Raw genomic sequence first — 22,141 nt, forward strand, 5'->3', positions numbered from 1 at the left:
ACCCGTGAAGCTCCTGCTCGCCGGCGCCCTGTGCGCCGCGCTGCTCGCCCCACCGGCGGCGCTCGCCGAACGGGCGCCGGAACCGGTGCTGGACCAGCAGGTCCTGTTCCGGGCCGACCAGGAGTCGGGCTACGCCTGCTTCCGGATCCCGGCGGTCGTGCGGGGCGTCGAGGGGTCGCTGCTCGCGTTCGCCGAGGGGCGGGTGGACAACTGCGGGGACACCGGCGACATCGACGTCGTGCTCAGGCGGTCCACCGACGGCGGCCGGACCTGGTCACCGCTGTCGCTGGTCAACGAGGGCGGCGGGGACACCCACGGCAACCCGGTGCCGATCGTGGACCGGGTCACCGGCCGGATCTTCCTGTTCACCACCTACAACGCCGGCCGCGACGACGACGGCCCGTGCGACACCCCGTGCACGCGCACGCCGCACCTGCAGTACAGCGACGACGACGGGCGGAGCTGGTCGGACCCGGTCGACCTGAGCGACCAGGTGAAGCGCCCGGACTGGGACTGGTGGATCGCCACCGGCCCGGTGCACGGCATCCAGCTGACCAGGGGTCGCCACGCGGGCCGGCTGGTGTTCGGGATCAGCGGCGAGGCCAGCGACGGCACCCGCGCCCACGCCAACGACGGCGCCCTGGTGTACAGCGACGACCACGGCGAGACCTGGCGGATCGGGGCGCTTGGCCGCACCGAGTTCCCGCCGGGTGGGCGGTTCACCCAGAAACCGCAGGAGATCACGGTCACCGAGTTGGCCGACGGCTCGGTGTACGCCAGCGCCCGCGAGCAGGGCGGCACCTCGGTCGGCAACCGGACCTACGCGGTCAGCCGCGACGGCGGCGAGACCTTCAGCACCGGCTGGACGCCGATCCCCGACCTGGTGACCCCGACCGTGCAGGGCGCGGTACTGCGCCTGGAGCGGATCGGGCGCGGTGACCGGATCCTGTTCTCCGCGCCGTCGGACACCGACCGCCGCCGCTGGATGATGATCCGCTCCTCCTTCGACGGCGGCCGGACCTGGGAGTCCGCCGAGCAGGGGACCCGGATCACCGACGACTGGTCCGGCTACTCCGACCTGGTGCAGATCAGCGACCGGACGGTCCGCACGGCCGAGATCGGCCTGCTCTACGAGGCCGGCCCGGTGGACGCCCGCGACGAGATCCGCTTCGCGCGGTTCACCGAGGACCTCCTCGGGTGGCGCCGGCCCGCCGGACCGTCCACTCCGGACATGTCGAGGACCAGGACGGCGGCCGTCGTGCTCGGCGGCGCCCGGACCACCGGCGGCCGGTACGGCGACGCACTGCGCCTGGACGGCGTCGACGACTACCTGCGGGTGCCCTACCACCCGGCCCAGCTGCCGGGCGAGGGTGACCTGACGCTGAGCACCTGGTTCCGCTACGGCGAGAAGACCGGTGACCAGGCGCTGCTGTGGCTGGGTGGCATGGGTTCCACCGCGCCGCAGCTGTGGCTGCGGGCCGAGCCGGGCGCCAACCGGCTGCGGGCGTGGCTGACCACCGCCGAGGGCAGCTCCTCGGTCGCCACCACCGAGTCCTACGCCGACCGCCGCTGGCACCACCTGGCGCTGCAACGCTCGGCGGGGCTGCTGCTGCTGTGGGTGGACGGCGAGCTGGCGGCCGCCGGGGACGCGGTCGGCGGCGCGCTGGGTGAACGGGTCGCCTTCCAGCTGCATCTGGGGCAGCGCCAGGACTACCAGCAGCGGCTGGCCGGTGAGCTGGACGAGGTCCGCTTCCACACCCGCGCGCTGTCCCCGGCCGAACTCGACCGGCTCCGACTGTCCAACACCGACGTTCCGGCGGGCCAGGTGCTGCACCTGCCGCTCGACCGGGTCCACCCCACCCAAGGAGGCACAACCCCGTGAGAAAACCTCGTGTGGTGCTGGCCGCGCTGGCCGTCGCCATGCTGGGCGTTCCGCTCGCCCAGCCAGCGACCGCGGCACCGGCCCCGCCCAGCGGCTGTACGTCGGTGCCCTACACCTCGGGAACCGAGGGCTACCACACCTTCCGCATCCCGGCGGTGGTCCAGGGCCGGGGCGGCACGGTGCTGGCCTTCGCCGAGGGCCGGGTCGAGTCGGCCGGTGACACCGGAGCGATCCAGGTCGTGCTGCGTCGGTCCACCGACGGCGGCTGCACGTGGGGGCCGCTGGCGGTGGTGTCGACCAACGGTGACGCGACGGCCGGCAACCCCGCGCCGGTCGTGTTGCCCGGCGGCGAGATCGTCCTGCTGACCACGACCAACGGGCGGGTCACCGAGCGGGAGATCATGTCCGGCACGGTGTCGGCGGAGGACAGCCGGCGGGTGTTCGTCCAGCGCAGCAAGGACAACGGCCGCACCTGGAGTCCGCCCCGGGAGATCACCTCGGTGGCCAAGAAGGCCGACTGGCGCTGGTACGCCACCGGTCCCGGGCACGCGATCGTGCTGCGGCACGGCCGCCACGCCGGGCGGATCGTGGTGCCGGCCAACCACTCGCAGGCCCCGCCGGCCGGCTCGCCGGACGTCGGCACCGAGGCGAAGTACTACGGCGGCCACGACCTGATCAGCGACGACGGCGGCCGGACCTGGCGGATCGGGTTCACCGAGGACCTGGCCGACACGACCACCGCCTCCAACGAGACCACGGTGGCCGAGCTGCCCGACGGGCGGCTGTACTTCAACTCCCGCAACCAGGGCACCGGCACCAACCGGGTCGACGGGTACAGCCGCGACGGCGGCGCGTCGCTGGCCGCGCCCTACGCCCAGCAGCCCGGACTGACGATCCCGAAGGTGCAGGGCACCGTGTTGCAGACCGTGCGGCCGGACACCCTGCTGTTCTCCGGGCCGGCCAACGCGACCGCCCGCCGCCAGCTGACCATCCGGGCCAGCTCGGACGGCGGCCGGACCTGGCGGGACGCGAAGGTCGTGTCCGACGCGCCGGCCGCGTACTCGGACCTGGTGCAGTTGACCGGTTCCCGGATCGGTCTGCTGTACGAGACCGGCGTGAACGGCAGCTACGAGACGATCACGTTCACCCAGCTGTCGCTGCGGGAGCTGGCCGGGACCGGTTCGGCCGGCTGAGTCGTCCCCGGTCGGTGGGCGGGGCCACGGCCCGCCGACCGGGGTTCCACAGTGGACAGCCCAAGCAAGCGTAGGACATTGGACATAGGACGTAGGATGTCGAGGCAGGCACCCGGTCCCCGAGGGAGACACTCTTGACACAGCTCGACGGCGGCGTCGTCCCACCCGTGTGCACCCCGCTGACCCCGGAACGGGAGCTGGACGTGCCCTCGCTGGAACGCCTCGCCGCGTTCCTCATCGACGCCGGCATGCACGGCCTGTTCGTCACCGGGTCCACCGGCGAGGTCGCCTACCTCCCCGACGAGGTGCGCTACCGGACGCTGGAGGTGGTCGCCGGGGTCGCCGCCGGCCAGGTTCCCGTCCTGGCCGGGGTGATCGACACGACCACGCCCCGGGTGATCGCCCACGCGCGCGCCGCGCGGGCCGCCGGCGCCGACGCGCTCGTGGCCACCGCGCCGTTCTACGCCCCGACCCACCCGACGGAGTTCCCCGGCCACTTCCGGGCCATCCGCGCGGCGGTCGACCTGCCGCTGATCGCCTACGACATCCCCAGCTCCGTCGGCTCGAAGCTGCCGGCCGACGTCGTCGCCGAACTCGCCGCCGACGGCACCCTCGCCGCCCTCAAGGACTCCAGCGGTGACCTGGAAGGCCTGCGCGAGGTCCTGGCGGCCACCGACGCCACGGCGTTGCGTTGCTACTCCGGCTCCGAGACCCTGGCCGACCTCGGCCTGTTCCTCGGCGCACACGGCCTCGTGCCGGGCATCGGCAACGTCGACCCGCACGGGTACCTGCGCCTCTACGAGGCCGCGCGGCGCCAGGACTGGGACACCGCGCGCGCCGAGCAGACCCGGCTGGGGCGGCTGTTCGAACTGATCCGGGTCGGCGGCCCCAGAATGGGCCGGTACTCCTCGGCCATCGGCGCGTTCAAGGAAGGGCTGGTGGCCAGAGGGGTGATCACCAGCGCGACCACGAGCCTGCCGATGGTCCCCCTCGACGACGCGGAACGCGAAGCAGTACGGCGCCATCTCGCCGAAGCCGGTCTGCTCTAAGGTTCGACGCGGGAGGTTCTCGTGACGCAGCACACGCCGGCCAAGCTGGCCACCAGGATGAGTCGGGCGATCAGGGATGAGATCACCGGGCTCATTCTCAGCCGTGGCCTCAAATCGGGCGATCCGCTGCCCACCGAGACCGAGCTGGTGGAAACGCTCGGGGTGAGCCGCAACTCCATCCGCGAGGCGCTCAAAGCGTTGCAGGCGCTGGACATCGTGGAGATCCGGCACGGCTACGGCACCTATGTCGGCCGGCTGTCGCTCGACCCGCTCGCCGACGGCCTGACCTTCCGCGCGCTGCACGACATCGGCCGGGACCTGCGGTCGATGGAGGAGATCCTGGAGGTGCGGGAGGCGCTGGAGAACGCGCTGATCCGCCGGGTCGCCGCCTCGGTCCCCGAGGAGGACCTCGCCGCGCTCGACGAGGTCACCAAACGGATGAGCGAACGCGCGAAGTCCGGCGAGACGTTCGCCGAGGAGGACCGGGAGTTCCACGAGGTGCTGTACCGGTCGTTGAACAACGCGCTGGTGACCCAACTGCTGCGGGCGTTCTGGGACGTCTTCCACCGGGTCAACCACCGGCTGGGCGTCACCGACCCCAACCCCATGCAGACCGTGCGCCGCCACCGGGCGATCGTCACCGCGCTGCGCAAGCACGACGTGGCCCGCGCGGAGGTCGCGATGGACGAGCACTTCCGCAACCTCGACGCGCGGGTCTCCCAACTGCGTGCCACCTAGGTACCGGACAGCAGCAGCGCGATGCCGATCAGGACCGGCACCGAGCCGACCGTGCTGAGCAGCACGACGTCGCGGGCCAGTTCGGTGCCCTGGTCGTAGGTGGCGGCGTAGACGAACACGTTCTGCGCGGTCGGCAGCGCCGAGGTGAGGGTGACCGCGAGCAGCGCCACCCCGTCCAGGCCGGCGACCCAGCGGCCAAGGACGTAGGCCAGCACCGGGTGGACCACCACCTTGAGCACCACCGCGAGCCACACCTGGCCGGCGCCCTCGCCCGAGGCCGGGCGGGGCGCGCCGTGCAGGTTCAGGCCGTACGCCAGCAGCGCGGCCGGGACCGCGAGCGCGGCGATCAGCTCGATCGGCCGGGTCAGCGGTTCGGGCATCCGCCACCCGACCGCCGCGATCGCCAGGCCAGCCAGACAGCCCAGCACGATCGGCGTGCGCAGCGGCTGGGTCAGCAGCCGGCGCCGGGAGACTCCCTCGCGGGCTCCGGCGAGCACGCTCAACCCGACCGGCCCGAGCGCCAGCACCTGGAACAGCAGCACCGGCGCCACGTACGAGGCGTCGCCGAGCACGTAGGCCGTGAGCGGCACGCCGAGATTGCCGGAGTTCACGTACGAGGCGGCGAGCGCGCCGGTGGCCAGCCGGCCCGGCGGCGAACGCCACCGCCAGCGGGCCAGGGCCACGTACCCCGCCGCGCACAGCAGGGCACTGCCGGCGATGGCGACCAGCGCCGGCGAGGCGAGCACCCCGGGGTCGGCCTCGGCCAGGGTGAGCAGCAGCAGCGCGGGCGTCGCGACGTAGAACGACAGGCGCGACAGGACCCCGGCCGCCTCCTCCCCCAGCACCCGCACCCGGCCGGCGACCCAGCCGACGGCGATGACCGCGATCAGCGCGCCGAAACCGGCCAGAACCGAGGTCAGGGCAGCTCCAGCACGCCGTCGACGCGGCGCGGGATCTGCCGGTAGTCGTCGGCCAGCTCGGCCGGCAGCAGCTCGGCCGGGGCGTTCTGCCAGGTCACCGGGCGCAGGAAACGCCGGATGGCGGTCGTGCCGACCGAGGTGTGCTGGGAGTTGGTCGAGGGCCACGGGCCGCCGTGGTGCTGGGCCCAGGACACCGCGACACCCGTGGGGTAGCCGTCGTAGACCAGCCGGCCGGCGCGGGCGAGCAGCCGCTGGGAGAGCTCCCGGGGCAGGTCGGTCTCGGCCTCGCCGCGCAGCACGGTCGCGGTCAGCGAGGAGGGCAGCGTCGCGAGCACCGCGAACAGCTCGTCCTCGCCGGCGTAGCGCACGACGACGGTGACCGGGCCGAAGCACTCCTCGGTCACCTCGGCCGGCAGCGCGGCGGCGGTGGTGCCCAACAGCAGCGGGGCTGCGGTGAACCCGGCGGTGGCCGGACCGGCGCCCCGGGCGAGGACCTCCACACCCGGCAGTCCCGCGAGGGTCCCGGACAGCCGGTCGAACGAGCCGGCGATGCCCTCGTTGAGCAGGACCTGGGAGCCGGACTCCCCCACCGCGCCGGCCATCGCCGCGACCACGACGTCACCGTCGGCGCCGGCCGGAACCAGGACCAGGCCCGGTTTCGTGCAGAACTGGCCGGCGCCGAGGGTCGCCGAGCCGATCAGCTCGCCGCCGATCGCCGTGCCCCGCCCTGCGGCCGCGGCCGGGGTGACCACCACCGGGTTGAGGCTGCCGAGTTCGCCGAAGAACGGCACCGGGTCCGGCCGGCGTTCGATGATCTCCAGCAGCGCCCGGCCGCCGGCCACCGAGCCGGTGAAGCCGACAGCGCGGATCGCCGGGTGCGCCACCAGCTCCGCGCCCGCACGCACCCCGTGCACCAGGCCGAGGGTGCCCGCCGGGGCGACCTCGGCGAGAATGTCGTGGCAGAGCTGGGACGTCGCCGGGTGCGAGCCGTGCGCCTTGACCACCACCGGGCAGCCGGCGGCCAGCGCGGAGGCGGTGTCCCCGCCGGGGACCGAGAACGCCAGCGGGAAGTTGCTCGCGCCGAACACGGCGACCGGGCCCAGCGGCACCAGCATCCGCCGCAGGTCCGGGCGCGGCCCCATCGGGGTGTCGCCGGCGTGGTCGACGGCCGCTTCCAGGTAGCCGCCGTCGTCGAGGACGTCCGCGAAGACCCGCAGCTGGTAGGCGGTGCGGGTCAGCTCACCGCCCAGCCGGGTCCCGCCGAGCGCGGTCTCCCGGTCGGCGACGGCGACGACCTCGGCGCGGCGGGCCTCCAGTGCGTCGGCCATGGCGCGCAGCAGCGCGGCGCGACCGGCGCGGCCCAGTGCGTCCAGGGCCGGGGCGGCGTTCACGGCGGCCGAGCACAGCGCGGCGAGGTCGGCCGTGGACGTCTCGGCGGCGACGACCTCGGCGATCTCGCCGGTGCGCGGGTCGATGCTGAGTACGTCGGTCACGGTGTTCCTCCCGGTGGCTGGTCGATCGTGGCGGAGTCGACGGTCCACGCCCTGGCCCGTTCGCTGAGGGTGATGCCCAGGCCGGGCCGGTCGGGCAGCCACATCCGTCCGCCCTCGGTCACCAGCCGCTCCTCGAACAGCGGGTGCAGCCAGTCGAAGTGTTCCACCCACGGCTCGCGCGGGTAGGCGGCGGCCAGGTGCAGGTGGATCTCCATCGCGAAGTGCGGCGCCAGCTCCAGGTGGTGGTGGTCGGCGAGCGCGGCGAGGCGGAGGAACTCGGTGATGCCGCCGATGCGCGGCGCGTCGGGTTGCAGGACGTCGGCCGCGCCGTGGCGGATGAGCTCGTGGTGCTCGGCGACGCTCGTGAGCATCTCGCCGGTGGCCACGGCCGTGGTCAGCGCGGCGGCCAGCGCCGCGTGGCCGGCGGCGTCGTAGGCGTCGAGCGGCTCCTCGATCCAGACCAGGCCGAACTCCTCCAGCGCGGCGCCCATCCGGTGCGCGGTCGGCCGGTCCCACTGCTGGTTGGCGTCGACCATCAGTGGCACGTCGTCGCCGAGGTGTTCGCGGATGGCCGCGACCCGGCGCAGGTCGGCGCGGTGGTCCGGCTGGCCGACCTTGATCTTGATGCCGCCGACCCCGGACTCGAGCGTGGCGGTGCAGTTGTCCCGGATCCGCTCGACCGGCTCGTGCAGGAAGCCGCCGGAGGTGTTGTAGCAGCGCACCGAGTCGCGGTGGGCGCCGAGCAGCTTGGCCAGCGGCAGGTTCGCCCGCTTGGCCTTGAGGTCCCACAGCGCGATGTCGACCGCGGCCAGGGCCTGGGTCGCCGCGCCGCTGCGCCCGACCGAGGCGCCGGCCCAGACGAGCTTGGTCCACAGCCGGCCGATGTCGTTGGGGTCCTCGCCGATCAGCTCGGGCGCGACCTCGCGGGCGTGCGCGAACTGGGCCGGCCCACCGGCCCGCTTGGCGTAGCCGAAGCCGACACCGCGCAGCCCCGCCTCGGTGGCGATCTCGGCGAACAGGAACGCGACCTCGGTCATCGGCCGCTGCCGCCCGGTGAACACCTTGGCGTCGCTGATCCCCGTGGCCAACGGCAACCGCACCGACGACAGGGTCACCGACGTGATCCGGTCGATCATGAAACACCGGCCAGACAAGGACGTCGGGGGTCGAACACCCAGCCGGGGACGAGCTGGCGCATGGCGATCGCGTCGTCGCGGGCGCCCAGGCCGTGTTCGCGATACAGGTTGTGGGCGGCGGCCAGGGCGTCGCGGTCCAGTTCCAGGCCAAGGCCGGGACTGGTCGGGACGGTGACCTGACCGTTCTCGACCCGGGGTGGCCGGCGGGTCAGGGCCTGGCCGTCCTGCCAGATCCAGTGGGTGTCCAGGGCGGTGATCGGGCCGGGGGCGGCCGCGCCGGTGTGGGTGAGCATCGCCAGCGAGATGTCGAAGTGGTTGTTGGAGTGCGAACCCCAGGTCAGGCCGAAGTCGGTGCAGAGCTGGGCGACCCGGACCGCGCCGCGCACGGTCCAGAAGTGCGGGTCCGCCAACGGGATGTCCACGGCACCGGCACGCACGGCGTGCGCGAGCTGGCGCCCGTCGGTGGCGATCATGTTGGTGGCGGTCGGCAGTCCGGTGGCGCGGCGGAACTCGGCCATGGTCTCCCGCCCGGAGTAGCCGGCCTCCGCGCCGACCGGGTCCTCGGCGTAGGCGAGCACGCCGCGCAGGTCCCGGCACAGCGCGACCGCCTCGGCCAGCGGCCACGCGCCGTTGGGGTCGATGGTGATCCGCGCGTCGGGGAACCGTTCGGCCAGCGCCACCACGTCGGCGATCTCCCGCTCGGCCGGCAGGACCCCGCCCTTGAGCTTGAAATCGGCGAACCCGTAGCGGGCGCGCGCGGCCTCGGCCAGCGCGACGACGGCCTCGGTGGACAGCGCCGGCTCGCGGCGCAGCCGTTCCCAGTCGTCGGCCGGGTCGGGCTCGGCGAGGTAGGGCAGGTCGGTGGCGCGCCGGTCGCCGACGTAGAACAGGTAGCCCAGGACGGGCACCGCGTCGCGGCGGCGGCCATCGCCCAGCAGGTCGGCCACCGGCACACCGAGGAACTGGCCGAACAGGTCGAGCAGCGCGGACTCCAGGCCGGTGACCGCGTGCACGGTGGTGCGCAGGTCGAAGGTCTGCCTCCCGCGCCCGGCGGCGTCCCGGCCGGCGAAGGTGTCGGCCACCGCGCGCAGCGTCGCCGGGTAGGTGGCGACCGGGCGGCCGGTGACCAGGCCGGCGGCGTCGGCGACCGTGCGCCGGATGGCCTCGCCGCCCGGCACCTCGCCGAGGCCGACGCGGCCATCGTCGTCGGTCAGGATGACGATGTTGCGGGTGAAGTACGGGCCGTGCGCGCCGCTGAGGTTCAACAGCATGCTGTCGTACCCGGCGACCGGCACGACCTCGACGCGCTCGACGGTGGGGCTCATCCGACCTTCCTTACCAGGTCGGTCAACTCCGCCAGCTCGTCGGTGGACAGGTCGGACAGCGGGGGCCGGACCCGGCCGCCGTCCCGGCCGACGGCGGTCAGCCCGGCCTTCACGATCGACACCGCGTAACCCCGGCCTCGGTCGCGGATGTCCAGGTAGGGGATGACGAACTCCGACAGCAGGCGGTACACCGTCTCCCGGTCCTGGGCTCGGACCGCGGCGTAGAAGCGCAGCGCGAACTCGGGCAGGAAGTTGTACAGCGCCGAGGAGTACGTGCTGACGCCCAGTTGCAGCAGCGGCAGGGCGAAGGTCTCGGCCGTGGGCAGGCCGCCGACGTAGATCAGCCGGTCGCCGACCTTGGCGTAGGTGCGGGTGAGCCGTTCGATGTCGCCGACGCCGTCCTTGAGGCCGATGAGGTTCGGGTTGCGGTCGGCCAGTTCGGCCACCGAGGCGTCGGTGAACACCGCGTTGGCGCGGCTGTAGACGATCACCCCGAGGCGGGTGGCCCGGCACACCGTGCTGACGTGTTCCACCAGCCCGCGCTGGCCGGCCTCGGTGAGGTAGGGCGGGAACAGCAGCACGCCCGACGCGCCGGCGGCCTCCGCGGCCCGCGCCTGGGCGAGCGCGACGACGGTCGCGCCGGTGGCCGGGGCCAGGACCGGCACCCGCCCGCCGACCTCGTCGACGGCGGCCCGCACGACGCGGTCCACCTCGGCGGAGGTCAGCGAGAAGCCCTCGCCGGTGCCGCCGGCGGCGAACAGGCCGGCGACGTCGAACCCGGCCTGCCAGGCCAGGTGTTCGCGGTAGCGGGGCTCGTCGAACTGGAGGTCGGCGTCGAAGTGGGTCACCGGGAAGGACAGCAGACCGGAGCGCAGACGGTCGGCCAGGGCGTCCGGAGGCAGGATCGTCACGAATCCATCAAAAGGCTCCCCACGATGCCTGTCCAAGTGCTGTTTCGCATGACGCGATACCGTCAGGGCATCACGTGGTCGGGATGAAGCCGCTCCAGCTTCTGGATCTACCTGCTCAGCGGGGGCTGGGTCATCGTGAGCTTCGTCGCGGCACGACCGAAGTGCGGTTCGTCGGCGACGGCGACGCACCCACGCCCCTGCTCCAGCGCGTGCACCATGCCCGGAAGGTATCAATCCATGCCTCTCGGGATGCGGACAGGCATGAAGGAGGCTCATGACGCTCCGCCGCACGGGTGACCGTCTCGACGGGGACAACGCCATGATCAGCGACCACGGCCAACACCGTCTGGCGGCAACCGGTCCGGCGCCGGGCGTCGCGGGCACCAACCGACTCCTGGCAACGTTGGCACGTTGACAGTTCCGACCACTCGCGGCGTACCATTTGGGAGCGCTCCCAAACCGACGGAAAGGAGCCGGGGACACGCTCCGCGCGACCGAAACCGGCGACCCGGCCGCGCGGGCGCATCCCTATCGGGTGCTCGGCGCCCAGGACTCGCGGTAGGCCTGCGGCGGGATGCCGACGAGCTTGCGGAACATGCGGCTGAAGTAGGCGCGGTCGTGGAACCCGACCCGCCGCGCGACCACCTGGACGCTCTCGTCGCTCTCCCGCAGCCGCTCCTTGGCGCGCTGGATGCGCAGCCGGTTGAGGTACTCCCACGGTGAGACGCACAGCTCACGGTGGAACGTCCGGCTGAGATAGTCCTCGCTCATCCCCGCCGCCTGGGCGACCTGGCGCCGGGTGATCTGGTGGTGGTAGTGCTGATGCAGGAACGCCACCGCGTGTTTGACCAGCAGACTGCTGCGCTGCGGCGCCTGGTGGCGCGGCATCGACAACCGGGCGACCAGCGCACTGGTCTCCGCCTCGGACAGGATTCCCTTGCCCAGCAACACCGACCGGCCGTAGGGCTCGGCCCGCTGGATGTCCTCGACCGTGATCGTCCGTCCACTGAGGACGAGAACGGGGACGTTGGGCAACCGGCCCTCGCCGTGCAGCCGGTCCAGCACGTCGAAGCCGTCCATGTCCGGCAGGGTCTGGGACACGATCACCAGGCTGGGCACGTCCTCCTCCAGCGCCGCCAGCGCGGCCGCGCCGTCGGCGGCCACCAGCACGACGTGTCCCGGCCGCACCTGGGCGACCAGGCGGTGGTAGGTGGCCTGGGTGGCCGGATCGACGTCGGCGATCAGCACCGGGCCGGCCAGCTCCGCCGGGCGGCGCGCGGTGATCGCCTCGTCCAGGTCGGCTCCGCAGACCTCGCCGTAGACCAGGAACGGGGTGCGCCGCAGCATCGCGTGGTCATGCAGGTAGCGCACCAGCGACCAGTCCTCGGCCCGCCCGGACGCCGCGTCCCAGACCACCGCCGCCGGGCGGGTGCCGTCGAGCACGGCGGCCAGGTCGTCGCCGGTCCGCACGTGCCGCACCGGCAGGTCCGCCAACTGGCCCAGCGACCGGTCGGCGCCGACCAGCAGCACGTGGTCCCCAGCCGGGGCCGGCCGGCCCCTCGGGCAGGGCAGCGGCAGCGACACCTCGACGGTCACCCCCGCCGGCCCGGACCCGAACCGCAGCGAGCCGTTGTGCAGGGTGATCAGCCGGCGGGTGATCGGCAACGCCAGCCCGCCGTCCACCGCCTCGGCACCCCACAGCCCGGTGGGCCGCACACCCCGCCGGCCGAAGCGGATCCGCAGGTTCGGCGGCACCACCTCGACCTCCACCCGCACACCGCCCGCGCCGCCGGTGAGCCGCTCGACGCAGCCGTGCAGGCTCACCAGCGCCTGGCGCAGCCTTCTGCGGTCGGCCTGGATCAGCGGCAGCGGGCCGGGCGGGCGACGCCGGCCGACCTCGGCCAGCAACGCGGCCGGGTCGACCAGCTCAGGGGCCAGGTCGAGAGTGTCGATCTCCGCCTTGGACAGGTCCAGCAGGTCGCTGAGCACGCCTAGCTGGTGCTCGGCGCTGACCTGGATCTCCTTGAGCCCCACCACGAGTCGCGGCGGGGCGTCCGCGAGGGACTCCACCGTGCGCAGCGCGTCGTCCACCCGGCGGCGGATCTCCTGGACCGGGGCCCGCAGCTCGTCGTTCACGCTGCTCAACAGGGTCGTCTTGACCCGGTTGGCCTGCTCGGCGAGATCCCGGGCGGCGCGCACGTCGTCGAACAGGCCGATCTCCTTGATACTGGCGCTGATCTGGTCGCCGAGCGCCCGGTAGACCGCACCGGAACGCGGCCCCACCTCGAACAGGCCGAAGCCCAGCAGCTCGTCGCGGACGTAGAGCGGCTCGGCCACCATGCTGAACCGGCGGTCGGTCGGCAGCAGCCCCGCGAACGCCTGCTGACGCGCGGGTTCGGGCAGCAGCCGGCAGTGCGGCACGCCGATCACCGGCAGCTGACGGTCCAGCACGCCGGTCAGCGCGCCCATGTCCACCGCCGAGGACAGCGCGTTGCCCAGCTCCCGCAGCCGGCGGGAGGTCTGCTCGGCCTGCCACCGCTCGTACTCCAGCAGCCGGCGCCGCACGTCGGCCACGACCAGCCGCGCCCGGTCCAGCAGCCGTTCCACGCGCACCCTGACCGGGCCGGTGACGTGCCGCAGGGCCAGCGTCCGCACCTCGGTCAGCAGCGACTCCCACGGGTCGACCTCCCGGCCGGCGCCGGCCAGACCGGTCACCACCCGGTCGACCCCGGCGAGGAAGACGCCGTCGTCGCCACCGTCGAGCGCCGCCAGCAGCCCGGCGCACAGGGCCTGGCGGCCGGCCGGCGGCACGACGCCCCGCCCGGCCGCCAGCGCCGACAGCTCGGCGCGCAGCTCGGCCAGGCTCGTCCGGCCAGGGTCCTGCGCCGCGTCCTCGTCCAGGTGCGCCAACAGCGGGCCGGGGCAGCCGCAGGAGCGGCGCACGACCAGGGTGGAGGCCGGGGCCGGCACCGTGGCCACCGCACACCCGCGCAGCCTGGCCACCATCGTCTCCACCGCCAGCTCCCCCAACTCGGCGAAGGGCATGGACACCGACGTCAGCGGCGGGTCGACCAGAGTGGCCTCCGGCGAGTCGTTGACGCCGATGACCGCGACGTCCTCGGGCACCCGCACACCCCGCCCGGACAGCTCCCGCAACGCGTCGGCGGCCAGGAAGTCGCTACAGGCCACCACCGCGTCGAAGTCGCGGCCCGGACGCAGTGCCCTGGCGTCGAGCAGGACCCGCATGGCCGACGCGCCGGCCTCCAGGTGGAAGTCGACCGGCGCGGAGACCAGCGTGCGGTCCAGCGGGATCCGGTGGCGCGCCAGGGTGTCGGTGTAGGCGCGGTAGCGCTCGACGATCACCGGGTTGGCGACCGTGCCCCGGATGAACGCCAGCCGGCGGCGGCCGTGCACCTCGATCAGGTGGCTGATCGCCGTGCACATGCCCCGGTAGCTGTCCAGGGTCAGCGGCCGGTCCTCGCCCATCGCACCGCCGAGGGAGACCATCGGCAGCCGGCCGAAGCGGCGGCCGAGCCGGGCGGCGCGGGCGTGCGCGACCGGCAGGCCCAGCGTCGACGCCCAGCAGATCAGCCCGTCGAGCAGTTCGGGGCCGACCAGGTCGTAGACGCGGTTGCGCGGCCGGTCGGTGGCACCGACCTCACCGCCGGGGAAGCAGATCAGGTTGACGTCGTGGCGTCTGGCGGCGTCGAGCGCGCCCGACCAGAGCGTGGCCCCGACTCCGAGATGGATGTTGGCCGTCACCAGGCCGATGGTCAGCCGCGCAGCCGTCATGTTCGCCTCGCTCATCCACGTTGATGAACCGTGTGTGGTCCGGCGACACTCTCTGCAACATAACGGTCACCCGGCTGACAAGGCAAGGGGCGGACACCGCGACGGCTCCCGGCACACGCGTGCCGGGAGCCGGGTGGGTGTCACCGGGTGGGTGTCACCGACCGGTGTCGCTCAGGCCACCTTGCCCGTGCCCGCGCCGTTCTCGACGATCGACTTGACGTTGCTCGCCGGGTCGAGCGAGTAGGAGTACGGGATGCCGTTGACGCTGCCCTGGGTGGCACAGGCGCCCGAGTTCACGAAGTGGTTGTTCCTGGCGACCAGGTCACCGGCCGGCGAGGAACCCTGGCCCAACTCGCACGGCGAGTCGGTGTTCTCGAAGTAGTTGCCCTCGACCAGAACCCCGGCCTCCACAGTGGACGCGACACCGTAGTCGCCGACACCGTCGTAGTAGTTGTTGTAGACGTGCACCGGGTCGCCGAAACGCACCCGGGGGTGACGCTGGTTGGTGCCGTCGAACCAGTTGTGGTGGTAGCTGACCCGCAGGTGGCCGCGGTCCTGGCCGCCGTTGCCGTCGCTGTGCCCGAGCAGCATCGTCTTGTCGTGGCCGAAGAACCGGTTCCACGACACGGTGATGTAGTCCGAGCCGCGCTTGATGTCCACCGCGCCGTCGTAGCCGTCGGTGAAACTGTTGTGGTCGATCCAGATCTTCGTCGAACCGTCCTGGACGTTGATGGCGTCGTCGGACCAGCCACGGAAGTTCAGGTTCTGGATGATCACGTTGTCGGCGTCGTCGACGTCCAGGCCGCCGCCGGTGATACCCGAACCGGAGCCGACCCCGATCAGCGTCTTGTTGGACGCGACGTCCTGCATGCCGCTGATCGAGATCATGCCGCTGACCCGGATGACCGCCGAACCACTGCTCTGCATGGCGCTGATCAGGGCAGATGAGCTGGTGACGGTCACCGGCGAGGCGTTGCCGCCGCCGGTGGTGCCGGCGCCGAACCCGGTCGGGGTGCCGACGGCGGCCGCCTGCCCCGCCGCCACGACGGTCAGCGCGGAGGCGGCCGCGACCACGAGAGCACCTACCAGGCCCCGTTTCGCGATCGATTTACCCATGATGCTCTCCATTCCTTGGGAGACCCGTCGAAATCATTCGATAATCCGAATTTCTTCGATGGCGACCACAATTCACGTTACGGAGCACCGGGTGGACAATCGCGTACACTCTGTGGAGTTTTCTGTTTTCGCGATGGCTCAGTGTGAATCGGCTCCGGCGAACCGGTCGACCAGGGCGGGGACCGCCCTCGGCGCGTCGATCCTGGTGTGCCGGACCGGTTCCCAGCCGGCGTCGGTACCCAGGTCCGGGTCGTTGGCGGCGTTGTACTCGGCGACCAGGTCGACCGGGACGGCACGGTGACCGGTGCGCAGCAGGTTGTCCCGCGCGGTGAGCGCCGTGCCGCCCCAGTCGTACACCAGACGGCTGGGAGCCAGGTCGCGGCTCGCGGTGAACACGTTGGCCTGCGCGACGATGCCCGACTCCACACCGACCCCGAGCGCGTACACCAGGTCGTCCGACACGCGGTAGTGGTTGTTGTAGACGTGCACCTGTCCGAACCGGACCCTGGGCAGCCGTTGCAGGGTGGTGTCGAACAGGTTGTGGTGCACGGTCACGTTGAGCCGGCCCCGGTCGGTGGCCGGGTTGTTGGTCGAGCCGATGAGCATCGTCTTGTCGTGGCCGGTGAACGCGTTCCACGACACGGTGATCAGGTCCGAGCCGTTGGTGAGGTCGAGCTGGCCGTCGTGCACCTGGTAGGGCCGGCCGAAGTGGATCGGCTGCGCCGAGTCCGGGTTGTCCCCGTCGGTGAACGTGTTGCCCTCGACCCACACGTGCGTCGAGCCGGTGACCGACACGTTGTCGTACAGGGAGTTCCACTCGCCGCTGGCGCCGTCGGTCGGGTCCCACCGCGGGAAGCAGTCGGCCGCGTCGACGAACGTCAGGTTGCGGATGATCACGTTGTCCGCCCGGTCGACGTGCAGGTTCACCCCCTCCAGCACGGCGTGCCGGCCGAGACCGACGATCGTGGTGTCCGAGCCGACCTTCAGCTTCATCCGCGCGGTCTGGTTGGCCGCCGAGGCGACCCTGGCGTCCTCCAGCGGCCCGGACGGCTCGGTCTCCCGGCCCCACACGTCCGGGTCGTAGGCGTCGAGGTAGCCGTCGAGGGTGTAGCCGGGGGCGGCGTAGTCGTCGCAGTCCAGCGGGCGGCCGGCGTCGTCGGTGTCGCCGTCGATCCGGCCGCGAACGTACACGATCCTGGGTGCCGGCGCGGCCAACGCCGCCACCAGACCCGCCCGGTCGTCCACGACGTGCACGTTGGCGGCCGGGGCCGCTGAGCCGCCGGTGGTGCCGGCGCCCTCGGACGCCCAGCCGTCGTTGGGCGCGAGCACCTGCCGGCCGAGCGACACCTCGGCGGTCGCGCTCGCCGGCCAGCACAACGCGGCGGTGACCAGGGTGGCCGCCAGCGCGGGGAGTGTTCTCATCCGGCTCAGCCCCCGTTGCGCTCGTCGTAGGAGGCCTGGGCCTCGGTGAGCTTGCCGGCCATCTCGTCGAGGAAGTCCCTGGCCGACAGCTCACCGAGCAGGACCTTCTGGAACTGCGGCTCGGCGTCGGTCTTGGTGATGGAGTTGAACTCCGGCAGGTAGTAGGGCAGCTGGACGAGCGTGGTGCCCGGGTCGCTGAGCACCTGCGCCGCCCGGGTGATGTGCTCCAGGCCGGCGGCGTCGGCGACCTCGGTGTTGGCCGGCAGTACCCCGGTCTCGGTGGCCCAGTAGGTGTTCATCTCCTTGCCCGCCACGAACTCGGCGAACCGGAACGCCGCGTCGCGCTGCTCGCCGGCGGCGAACACGCCCAGGCCGGTGACCGGGTGCGAGGTGACCGTGCGGGTGCCGTCCTCGCCGGCCGGGACGAACATCGCGTCGACCTTGTCCTCGCCGAGGGTCTCCACGTGGTCGGTGTAGGAGCCCAGGTTGTGCTGCATGACGCCGATGTTGCCGCCGTCGAACTGGGCGACCATCTTCACGTAGTCGTTGGTGACGTCCGCCTCGGGCGTGACCTTCTTGTACAGCCCGGCGATCCGCTCCAGGGCCTCGACGTTGCCCGGGTCGTTGACCGTGGACTCGCCGGAGGAGTCGAAGACCTCGTCGATGCCCGACTGGCCGTAGAGCACCTCCAACAGCTGGGAGATCGAACCGGCGCCGCCGCGAATCGTGTAGCCGTAACGGTTGTTGGGCCTGTCGGTCAGCTTCTCGACCGCACTGTAGAACTCGTCCCAGTTCGCCGGCGGGGAGATCTTCGCCTCGGCGAACCAGTCGGCGCGGTACCAGAACACGCCCAGGTTCGTCGACAGCGGCACCATGTACAGCTTCTCGTCCGGCACGGTCGCCTTCACCGTGTCCACGACCTGCTCGTTGAGCTTGCCGTCCAGCGCGCTGCCGGAGAGGCGCTCGTCCATCGGTTCGAGGACCTCGCGGGCGGCCAGGTTGGCCAGCATCGCCGTGGTCACCCCGCCGACGTCGGGCAGCCCCCCACCCGCGATGGCCGTGTCGTACTTCTGCTGGACCTGGGCGATCGGGATCCCGACGTACTTGACCTTGATCGTCGGGTTCTCCTTCTCGAACTCGGCGATCATGTGCTCCCACACCGGGGTGCGCGCTGGCCCGCCGTTGTCGTCCCAGAAGGTGATCGTCGTGGTGCCGTCGGCGGCCGGGTCGTCCCCGCATCCGGCCAGGGCCAGACACGCTCCCACGGCGAGCGCCGTGGCCGTCCTCGACCATCGTCCTGGAGCCATGGCCTTCTACCTCTCTGTCGTGCTGGCGAAAAGCTGTGCCGAGGCGTCCCGATCGAGGCGGCCGTCGGCGACGATGGTGGTCACCCGCCTGGTCACCGAGCCGGTGACGACCAGCGGTCGTTCCCAGGCCAGGGCCGGTCCGAACCCGGGGTACTCGCGTACCCGGACGAACCACGGGTCGACGTGCCCGTGCTGGGCCATGACCAGCGTCCAGTCCCGCCCGTCGGGGTCGGTGCCGGTCATCGCGACCCACGGCGCGTGGCTGTGGTTGACCAGGTCCTCGCCCTCGACCCGCTCGGTGAACACCGTGCGTCCGGTCGCCGAACCGGGGGCGCGCCAGAAGAACCCGCCGTAGCCGGCGCCGGCCCGGCCCTTGGTGGCCGAGCTGCGCACGGCCAGCGGGGCGCCGGTCAGGTTGGTGAGGGTGAAGGTCACGTCCAGCAGCCAGGCGGCGCCCTCGACCCCGCGGGCCGCGACCGTGCGGCGCTCGCCGAGGATCGCCACGCCGTCGGGGCCGACCCACTCCAGGTGCTCGCCGAACCGGTCGGCCTCGCGGCGGCGGAACCGCAGGTGCCGCTGCCGGCCGTGGTCGTGGCGCCAGGTCGGGCCGGCGCCGGGTACGTAGGTCCGGCCGCCCCAGAAGTTCACCCCGCCGGCGTCGGCGACCGCGATCCCGACCCCCAGGTGGTGGACGTGGTCGGCCGGCGCCAGCTCGCTGACCGCCACCCCGCCCAGCGTGCGCACCGGGTGCAGGTGCGGGCGGGGCGAGGCGGTGACCGGCAGGTCGACCCGCCAGCGGTAGTGCGCGACGTCGCGCCCGGCGACCCGCAGTACCTGCTCGGCCGGCGCCCACGGCGCGTCCAGCTCGGAGTACAGCGCGAGCCGCTCGGCGCTGCGGGCGGTCAGCTCGGCGACGCCCGGCAGTACCCGGCCGGTGGGCTCACCGGTGTCGTCGCGGCGGATCTCCTGGAGGCGTTCGGGGATCTCCGCCGGCTCCGCCGCGCGCCGCACCGCCTCCAGGACCTGGATGAACGCGCCGGTCCTGGCCAGCGGGACCAGCAGCTGCGCGTCGGTGCGCACGTGGTCGACCAGGTTCTCCAGCAGGTCGGTCCTGGCGTGGGTGGTGCGGGCCGGCGCGCCGGTGGCCGGAACGACCTCCACCTCGTCGCGGGTGTAGACCAGGCTCGCCCGGCCGGCCTCGCCGTGCACCAGCAGCGACGGCTCGACGCGGCCCGGGGCACACAGGGTCACCGCGACGGTGATCACCAGCCCGCTGGGCAGCGTGAGCCGCACGCAGGAGGTGTCGTCGGCCTCGATCGGGTTGGCCCGGTACAGCTCGACGTCGATCTCGGCCACCGCGCCGAGTTGTTCGGCCTCGGCCACGGCCAGCGCGGTGGCGATGGCGTGCGCGAACGGGTTGGTCAGCGCGCCGTCGGTCACCGCGACCTCGCCCAGACGCCGCCGCCCGGCCCACGGCGCCCGGCCGAAGTAGGCGGCCGGCCGGTTCCAGGCGCCGGCGACGCCGATGCCGCTGACCCGGCCGAGGTGCCCGTCGGCGATCAGCTTGCGCAGGAAGGGGATCGCGTCCGAGCCGAGGGTCTGGAAGCCGACCTGGCAGGCCAGTCCGGTCTCCCGCACGGCCGCCGCGATCACCTCGTACTCGGCGAGGCTGGGCGCCGGCGGCTTCTCCAGCAGCAGGTGCGACCCGGCGCGCAGCGCGGCCACCGCCAGCTCAGCGTGCGTGTGGATCGGGGTGACCAGCACGGTGATCTCCGCGCCGGTGCGCCGGATCAGGCCCGGCAGGTCGGCGGAGTACTCGGGCGTGCCCAGCCCGGCGAGCGCCTCGGCGGGCACCGGCGCCACGTCGCACACCCCGACCAGCTCGACCAGTCCCGTGGCCGACAGCCGGCGCAGGTTGTCCAGGTGCCAGTGCCCGTGGCCGCCCGCGCCGGCGAGCACCACCCTGGCCGGTCGGCCCGTCATCCCTTCACCGCCCCGGCCGACAGTCCCTGCACCAGGTAGCGCTGCACGATCGCGAACACCAGCACCACCGGGACCGCGGCCACCACGCCGCCGGCCGCCAGCGCGCCGAAGTCGACGCTGAACTCGCCGAGGGTGAACGCGAGCCCCACCGGGATCGTGTACTTCTCCTGCTCGCTGACGAACATCAGCGCGAACAGGAAGTTGTTCCAGCTGTGGATGAACGCGAACGACCCGACCGCGACCAGCCCCGGCCGCAGCATCGGCAGCACCACCACCAGGAACCCGCGCAGCCGCGAGCAGCCGTCCACCCAGGCGGCCTCCTCCAGCTCGACCGGCACGTTGCGGATGAAGCCGCTGATCAGGATGAGCGAGAGCGGGAGCTGGAAGACGGTCTCGGCGATCACCAGGCTCCACAGGCTGTTCACCAGCTCCAGCGTGCGGAACACCTCGAACAGCGGGATCAGCATCATCGCGCCCGGGATGAACTGGGTGCACAGCATGGCCACCATGAACGCCGTGCGGCCGCGGAACCGGTAGCGGGCCAGGGCGTAGCCGCCGGCCAGCGCGATCACCGTGGTGGACACCAGCGCCGCCGCCCCGACCTTGAGACTGTTGGCGAAGAACACGCCGAACCCGAGCCCGTTCCACACGGTCTCGAAGTTCTCCAGCGACACCGGCCACGGCAGCAGCGAGGTCGACCCGCGCGGGCGGACCGCGAACACCAGCATCCAGTAGAAGGGCACCAGCGTGAACAGCAGGTACAGGCCCAGCGGCACGTAGATCTGCCACTTGCTGACCCGGATCGCCCGGTTGGGCCGGGCCGGTGGCGGGCGGTCCGGGGCCGGTCGGGCAGCCGGACGGGTGGGGGTCACGGTACTCACGACTTCGCTCCGAACTTGCCCAACCGCAGGTAGGCGACCGAGAAGAAGGTCAGGATCAGGAACCCGGCCGTGGTCAGCGCCGAGCCGTAGCCGAAGTCCTGGGACTGCACGGCCGTCGACGCCACGTACAGCGGCAGCGTCGTCGTCTGGTGCGCCGGCCCGCCGCCGGTGAGGGTGTACAGCAGGTCGACGTTGTTGAACTCCCACACCGCGCGCAGCAGCGTGGAGAGGATGATCGCGTCCTTCAGGTGCGGCAGCGTGACGTGGTAGAAGCGCCGCAACCGGCTGGCCCCGTCCACCGAGGCGGCCTCGTAGAGGTCACGCGGGATGGACTGGAGGTCGGCCAGCAGCAGGATCGCGAAGAACGGGACCCCGCGCCACAGTTCCGCGACCACCGCCGCGAGGAAGACGGTGTCCGGGTTGGCCAGCGGGGCGCCGCCGTAGTCCATCAGCCCGAGATCGGCGAGGTACTTGGACATTCCCGTCGTCGGGTTGTAGAGCAGCACCCAGATGCCGGTGGTCAGCACACCGGACACCGCCCACGGCGAGAACACCATCGCCCTGGCGAACGCCCGCCCGACGAACGTCTCGTTGACGATCAGGGCGAGGGCCAGGCCCAGCACCAGCTGCAGGGAGACCTCGACCACGACCCACCGGGCGGTGAACCCGAGGCTCTGCCAGAACAGCGGGTCCTCGGTGAGCATCCTGGCGAAGTTGTCCAGGCCGGCGAAGCCGTCCTCCCACGGCTTGCTCAGGTTGTAGTGCCGCAGGCTGTAGTAGACGACGCTGCCCATCGGGTAGACGAGGAACGCCAGCATCGCCAGGACCGCGGGGGCGATCAGCAGGTAGGGCGTTCTCGACCCGCGTCGCCGGGTGTGTTGGCGCACGTTCGTCTCGCCGACCGTCATGCCCATCGCCCCTTCTGCCCGGCGGGGTTTCACCCGCCAGAACAGGACGAATGGCCGGAAATCCCGCTCCGTCCGTCCTCATCGC

Annotated in this window: 16 protein-coding genes; 4 read left to right on the forward strand and 12 right to left on the reverse strand. The window is 72.5% G+C overall.

The features are described 5' to 3' along the window. Nucleotides 1–4: 4 nt before the first annotated feature. The 4 genes from BLA60_RS09130 to BLA60_RS09145 all read left to right on the forward strand — a co-directional run bounded on the left by BLA60_RS09130 (nt 5) and on the right by BLA60_RS09145 (nt 4,862). Nucleotides 5–1,882 (forward strand): sialidase family protein, encoded by a 1,878-nt coding sequence (locus tag BLA60_RS09130; RefSeq protein ID WP_075132349.1) that lies wholly within the window; start codon nt 5–7, stop codon nt 1,880–1,882. After that, nucleotides 1,879–3,075, forward strand: a complete 1,197-nt coding sequence (locus BLA60_RS09135) for a sialidase family protein (RefSeq protein ID WP_342744718.1) — start codon at nt 1,879–1,881, stop codon at nt 3,073–3,075. Before BLA60_RS09130 ends, BLA60_RS09135 begins: the two co-directional genes overlap by 4 nt. A 134-nt stretch (nt 3,076–3,209) precedes the next feature. After that, complete coding sequence (locus BLA60_RS09140) at nt 3,210–4,124, forward strand: dihydrodipicolinate synthase family protein (protein ID WP_075132350.1); 915 nt, start codon at nt 3,210–3,212, stop codon at nt 4,122–4,124. A 21-nt stretch (nt 4,125–4,145) separates the two neighbouring features. Further along, nucleotides 4,146–4,862 carry a FadR/GntR family transcriptional regulator gene (locus BLA60_RS09145; protein ID WP_245811894.1) on the forward strand — a complete coding sequence of 239 codons (717 nt, stop codon included), beginning with the start codon at nt 4,146–4,148 and terminating at the stop codon, nt 4,860–4,862. Here BLA60_RS09145 and BLA60_RS09150 read toward each other — a convergent pair. From BLA60_RS09150 to BLA60_RS09205, 12 genes are all read right to left on the reverse strand, one after another. Further along, complete coding sequence (locus BLA60_RS09150) at nt 4,859–5,782, reverse strand: AEC family transporter (RefSeq protein ID WP_075132595.1); 924 nt, start codon at nt 5,780–5,782, stop codon at nt 4,859–4,861. The genes BLA60_RS09145 and BLA60_RS09150 overlap by 4 nt on opposite strands. Further along, on the reverse strand, nt 5,779–7,275 hold the full coding sequence (locus BLA60_RS09155; protein ID WP_075132351.1) for an aldehyde dehydrogenase (NADP(+)): 1,497 nt from the start codon (nt 7,273–7,275) through the stop codon (nt 5,779–5,781). The genes BLA60_RS09150 and BLA60_RS09155 overlap by 4 nt, the downstream gene beginning before the upstream one ends. Next, nucleotides 7,272–8,411 carry an L-talarate/galactarate dehydratase gene (locus BLA60_RS09160; RefSeq protein WP_075132352.1) on the reverse strand — a complete coding sequence of 380 codons (1,140 nt, stop codon included), beginning with the start codon at nt 8,409–8,411 and terminating at the stop codon, nt 7,272–7,274. Before BLA60_RS09160 ends, BLA60_RS09155 begins: the two co-directional genes overlap by 4 nt. Then, entirely contained in the window at nt 8,408–9,736 is a 1,329-nt protein-coding gene (locus tag BLA60_RS09165; RefSeq protein WP_075132353.1) for an enolase C-terminal domain-like protein, read from the reverse strand. The genes BLA60_RS09160 and BLA60_RS09165 overlap by 4 nt, the downstream gene beginning before the upstream one ends. Further along, nucleotides 9,733–10,647, reverse strand: coding sequence for a 5-dehydro-4-deoxyglucarate dehydratase (kdgD, locus tag BLA60_RS09170; protein WP_075132354.1), 915 nt, complete (start codon nt 10,645–10,647; stop codon nt 9,733–9,735). The genes BLA60_RS09165 and kdgD overlap by 4 nt, the downstream gene beginning before the upstream one ends. 528 nt (nt 10,648–11,175) lie before the next feature. Beyond that, nucleotides 11,176–14,439: a substrate-binding domain-containing protein gene (locus tag BLA60_RS46170; protein WP_162292931.1), complete on the reverse strand. Its 3,264-nt coding sequence runs from the start codon at nt 14,437–14,439 to the stop codon at nt 11,176–11,178. A gap of 171 nt (nt 14,440–14,610) precedes the next feature. Continuing rightward, a complete protein-coding gene (locus BLA60_RS09180; RefSeq protein WP_211288654.1) occupies nt 14,611–15,555 on the reverse strand; it encodes a pectate lyase family protein in 945 nt (314 codons plus the stop codon). 138 nt (nt 15,556–15,693) lie between these two features. Further along, entirely contained in the window at nt 15,694–16,977 is a 1,284-nt protein-coding gene (locus tag BLA60_RS09185; protein ID WP_075132357.1) for a pectate lyase family protein, read from the reverse strand. A gap of 5 nt (nt 16,978–16,982) precedes the next feature. Further along, on the reverse strand, nt 16,983–18,284 hold the full coding sequence (locus tag BLA60_RS09190; protein ID WP_075132358.1) for an ABC transporter substrate-binding protein: 1,302 nt from the start codon (nt 18,282–18,284) through the stop codon (nt 16,983–16,985). Nucleotides 18,285–18,290: 6 nt separating this feature from the next. Further along, the gene (locus BLA60_RS09195; protein ID WP_075132359.1) at nt 18,291–20,267 is read right to left on the reverse strand and encodes a DUF6807 family protein; all 1,977 of its coding nucleotides are present in this window, start codon (nt 20,265–20,267) and stop codon (nt 18,291–18,293) included. Next, nucleotides 20,264–21,148, reverse strand: coding sequence for a carbohydrate ABC transporter permease (locus BLA60_RS09200; RefSeq protein WP_075132360.1), 885 nt, complete (start codon nt 21,146–21,148; stop codon nt 20,264–20,266). Before BLA60_RS09200 ends, BLA60_RS09195 begins: the two co-directional genes overlap by 4 nt. Continuing rightward, nucleotides 21,145–22,056 (reverse strand): carbohydrate ABC transporter permease, encoded by a 912-nt coding sequence (locus tag BLA60_RS09205; RefSeq protein WP_211288655.1) that lies wholly within the window; start codon nt 22,054–22,056, stop codon nt 21,145–21,147. The genes BLA60_RS09200 and BLA60_RS09205 overlap by 4 nt, the downstream gene beginning before the upstream one ends. Between the last annotated feature and the right edge of the window lie 85 nt (nt 22,057–22,141).

Source organism: Actinophytocola xinjiangensis (assembly GCF_001921215.1).
GTDB classification, from domain to species: Bacteria; Actinomycetota; Actinomycetes; order Mycobacteriales; family Pseudonocardiaceae; genus Actinophytocola; species Actinophytocola xinjiangensis.

What these genes read in the sequence shown, in the direction of transcription:
- BLA60_RS09160 (WP_075132352.1), bottom strand. Translation starts at nt 8,411, where the DNA reads ATGATCGACCGGATCACGTCGGTGACCCTGTCGTCGGTGCGGTTGCCG.
- BLA60_RS09165 (WP_075132353.1), bottom strand. Translation starts at nt 9,736, where the DNA reads ATGAGCCCCACCGTCGAGCGCGTCGAGGTCGTGCCGGTCGCCGGGTAC.
- BLA60_RS46170 (WP_162292931.1), bottom strand. Translation starts at nt 14,439, where the DNA reads ATGACGGCTGCGCGGCTGACCATCGGCCTGGTGACGGCCAACATCCAT.
- BLA60_RS09180 (WP_211288654.1), bottom strand. Translation starts at nt 15,555, where the DNA reads ATGGGTAAATCGATCGCGAAACGGGGCCTGGTAGGTGCTCTCGTGGTC.
- BLA60_RS09185 (WP_075132357.1), bottom strand. Translation starts at nt 16,977, where the DNA reads ATGAGAACACTCCCCGCGCTGGCGGCCACCCTGGTCACCGCCGCGTTG.
- BLA60_RS09190 (WP_075132358.1), bottom strand. Translation starts at nt 18,284, where the DNA reads ATGGCTCCAGGACGATGGTCGAGGACGGCCACGGCGCTCGCCGTGGGA.
- BLA60_RS09195 (WP_075132359.1), bottom strand. Translation starts at nt 20,267, where the DNA reads ATGACGGGCCGACCGGCCAGGGTGGTGCTCGCCGGCGCGGGCGGCCAC.
- BLA60_RS09205 (WP_211288655.1), bottom strand. Translation starts at nt 22,056, where the DNA reads ATGACGGTCGGCGAGACGAACGTGCGCCAACACACCCGGCGACGCGGG.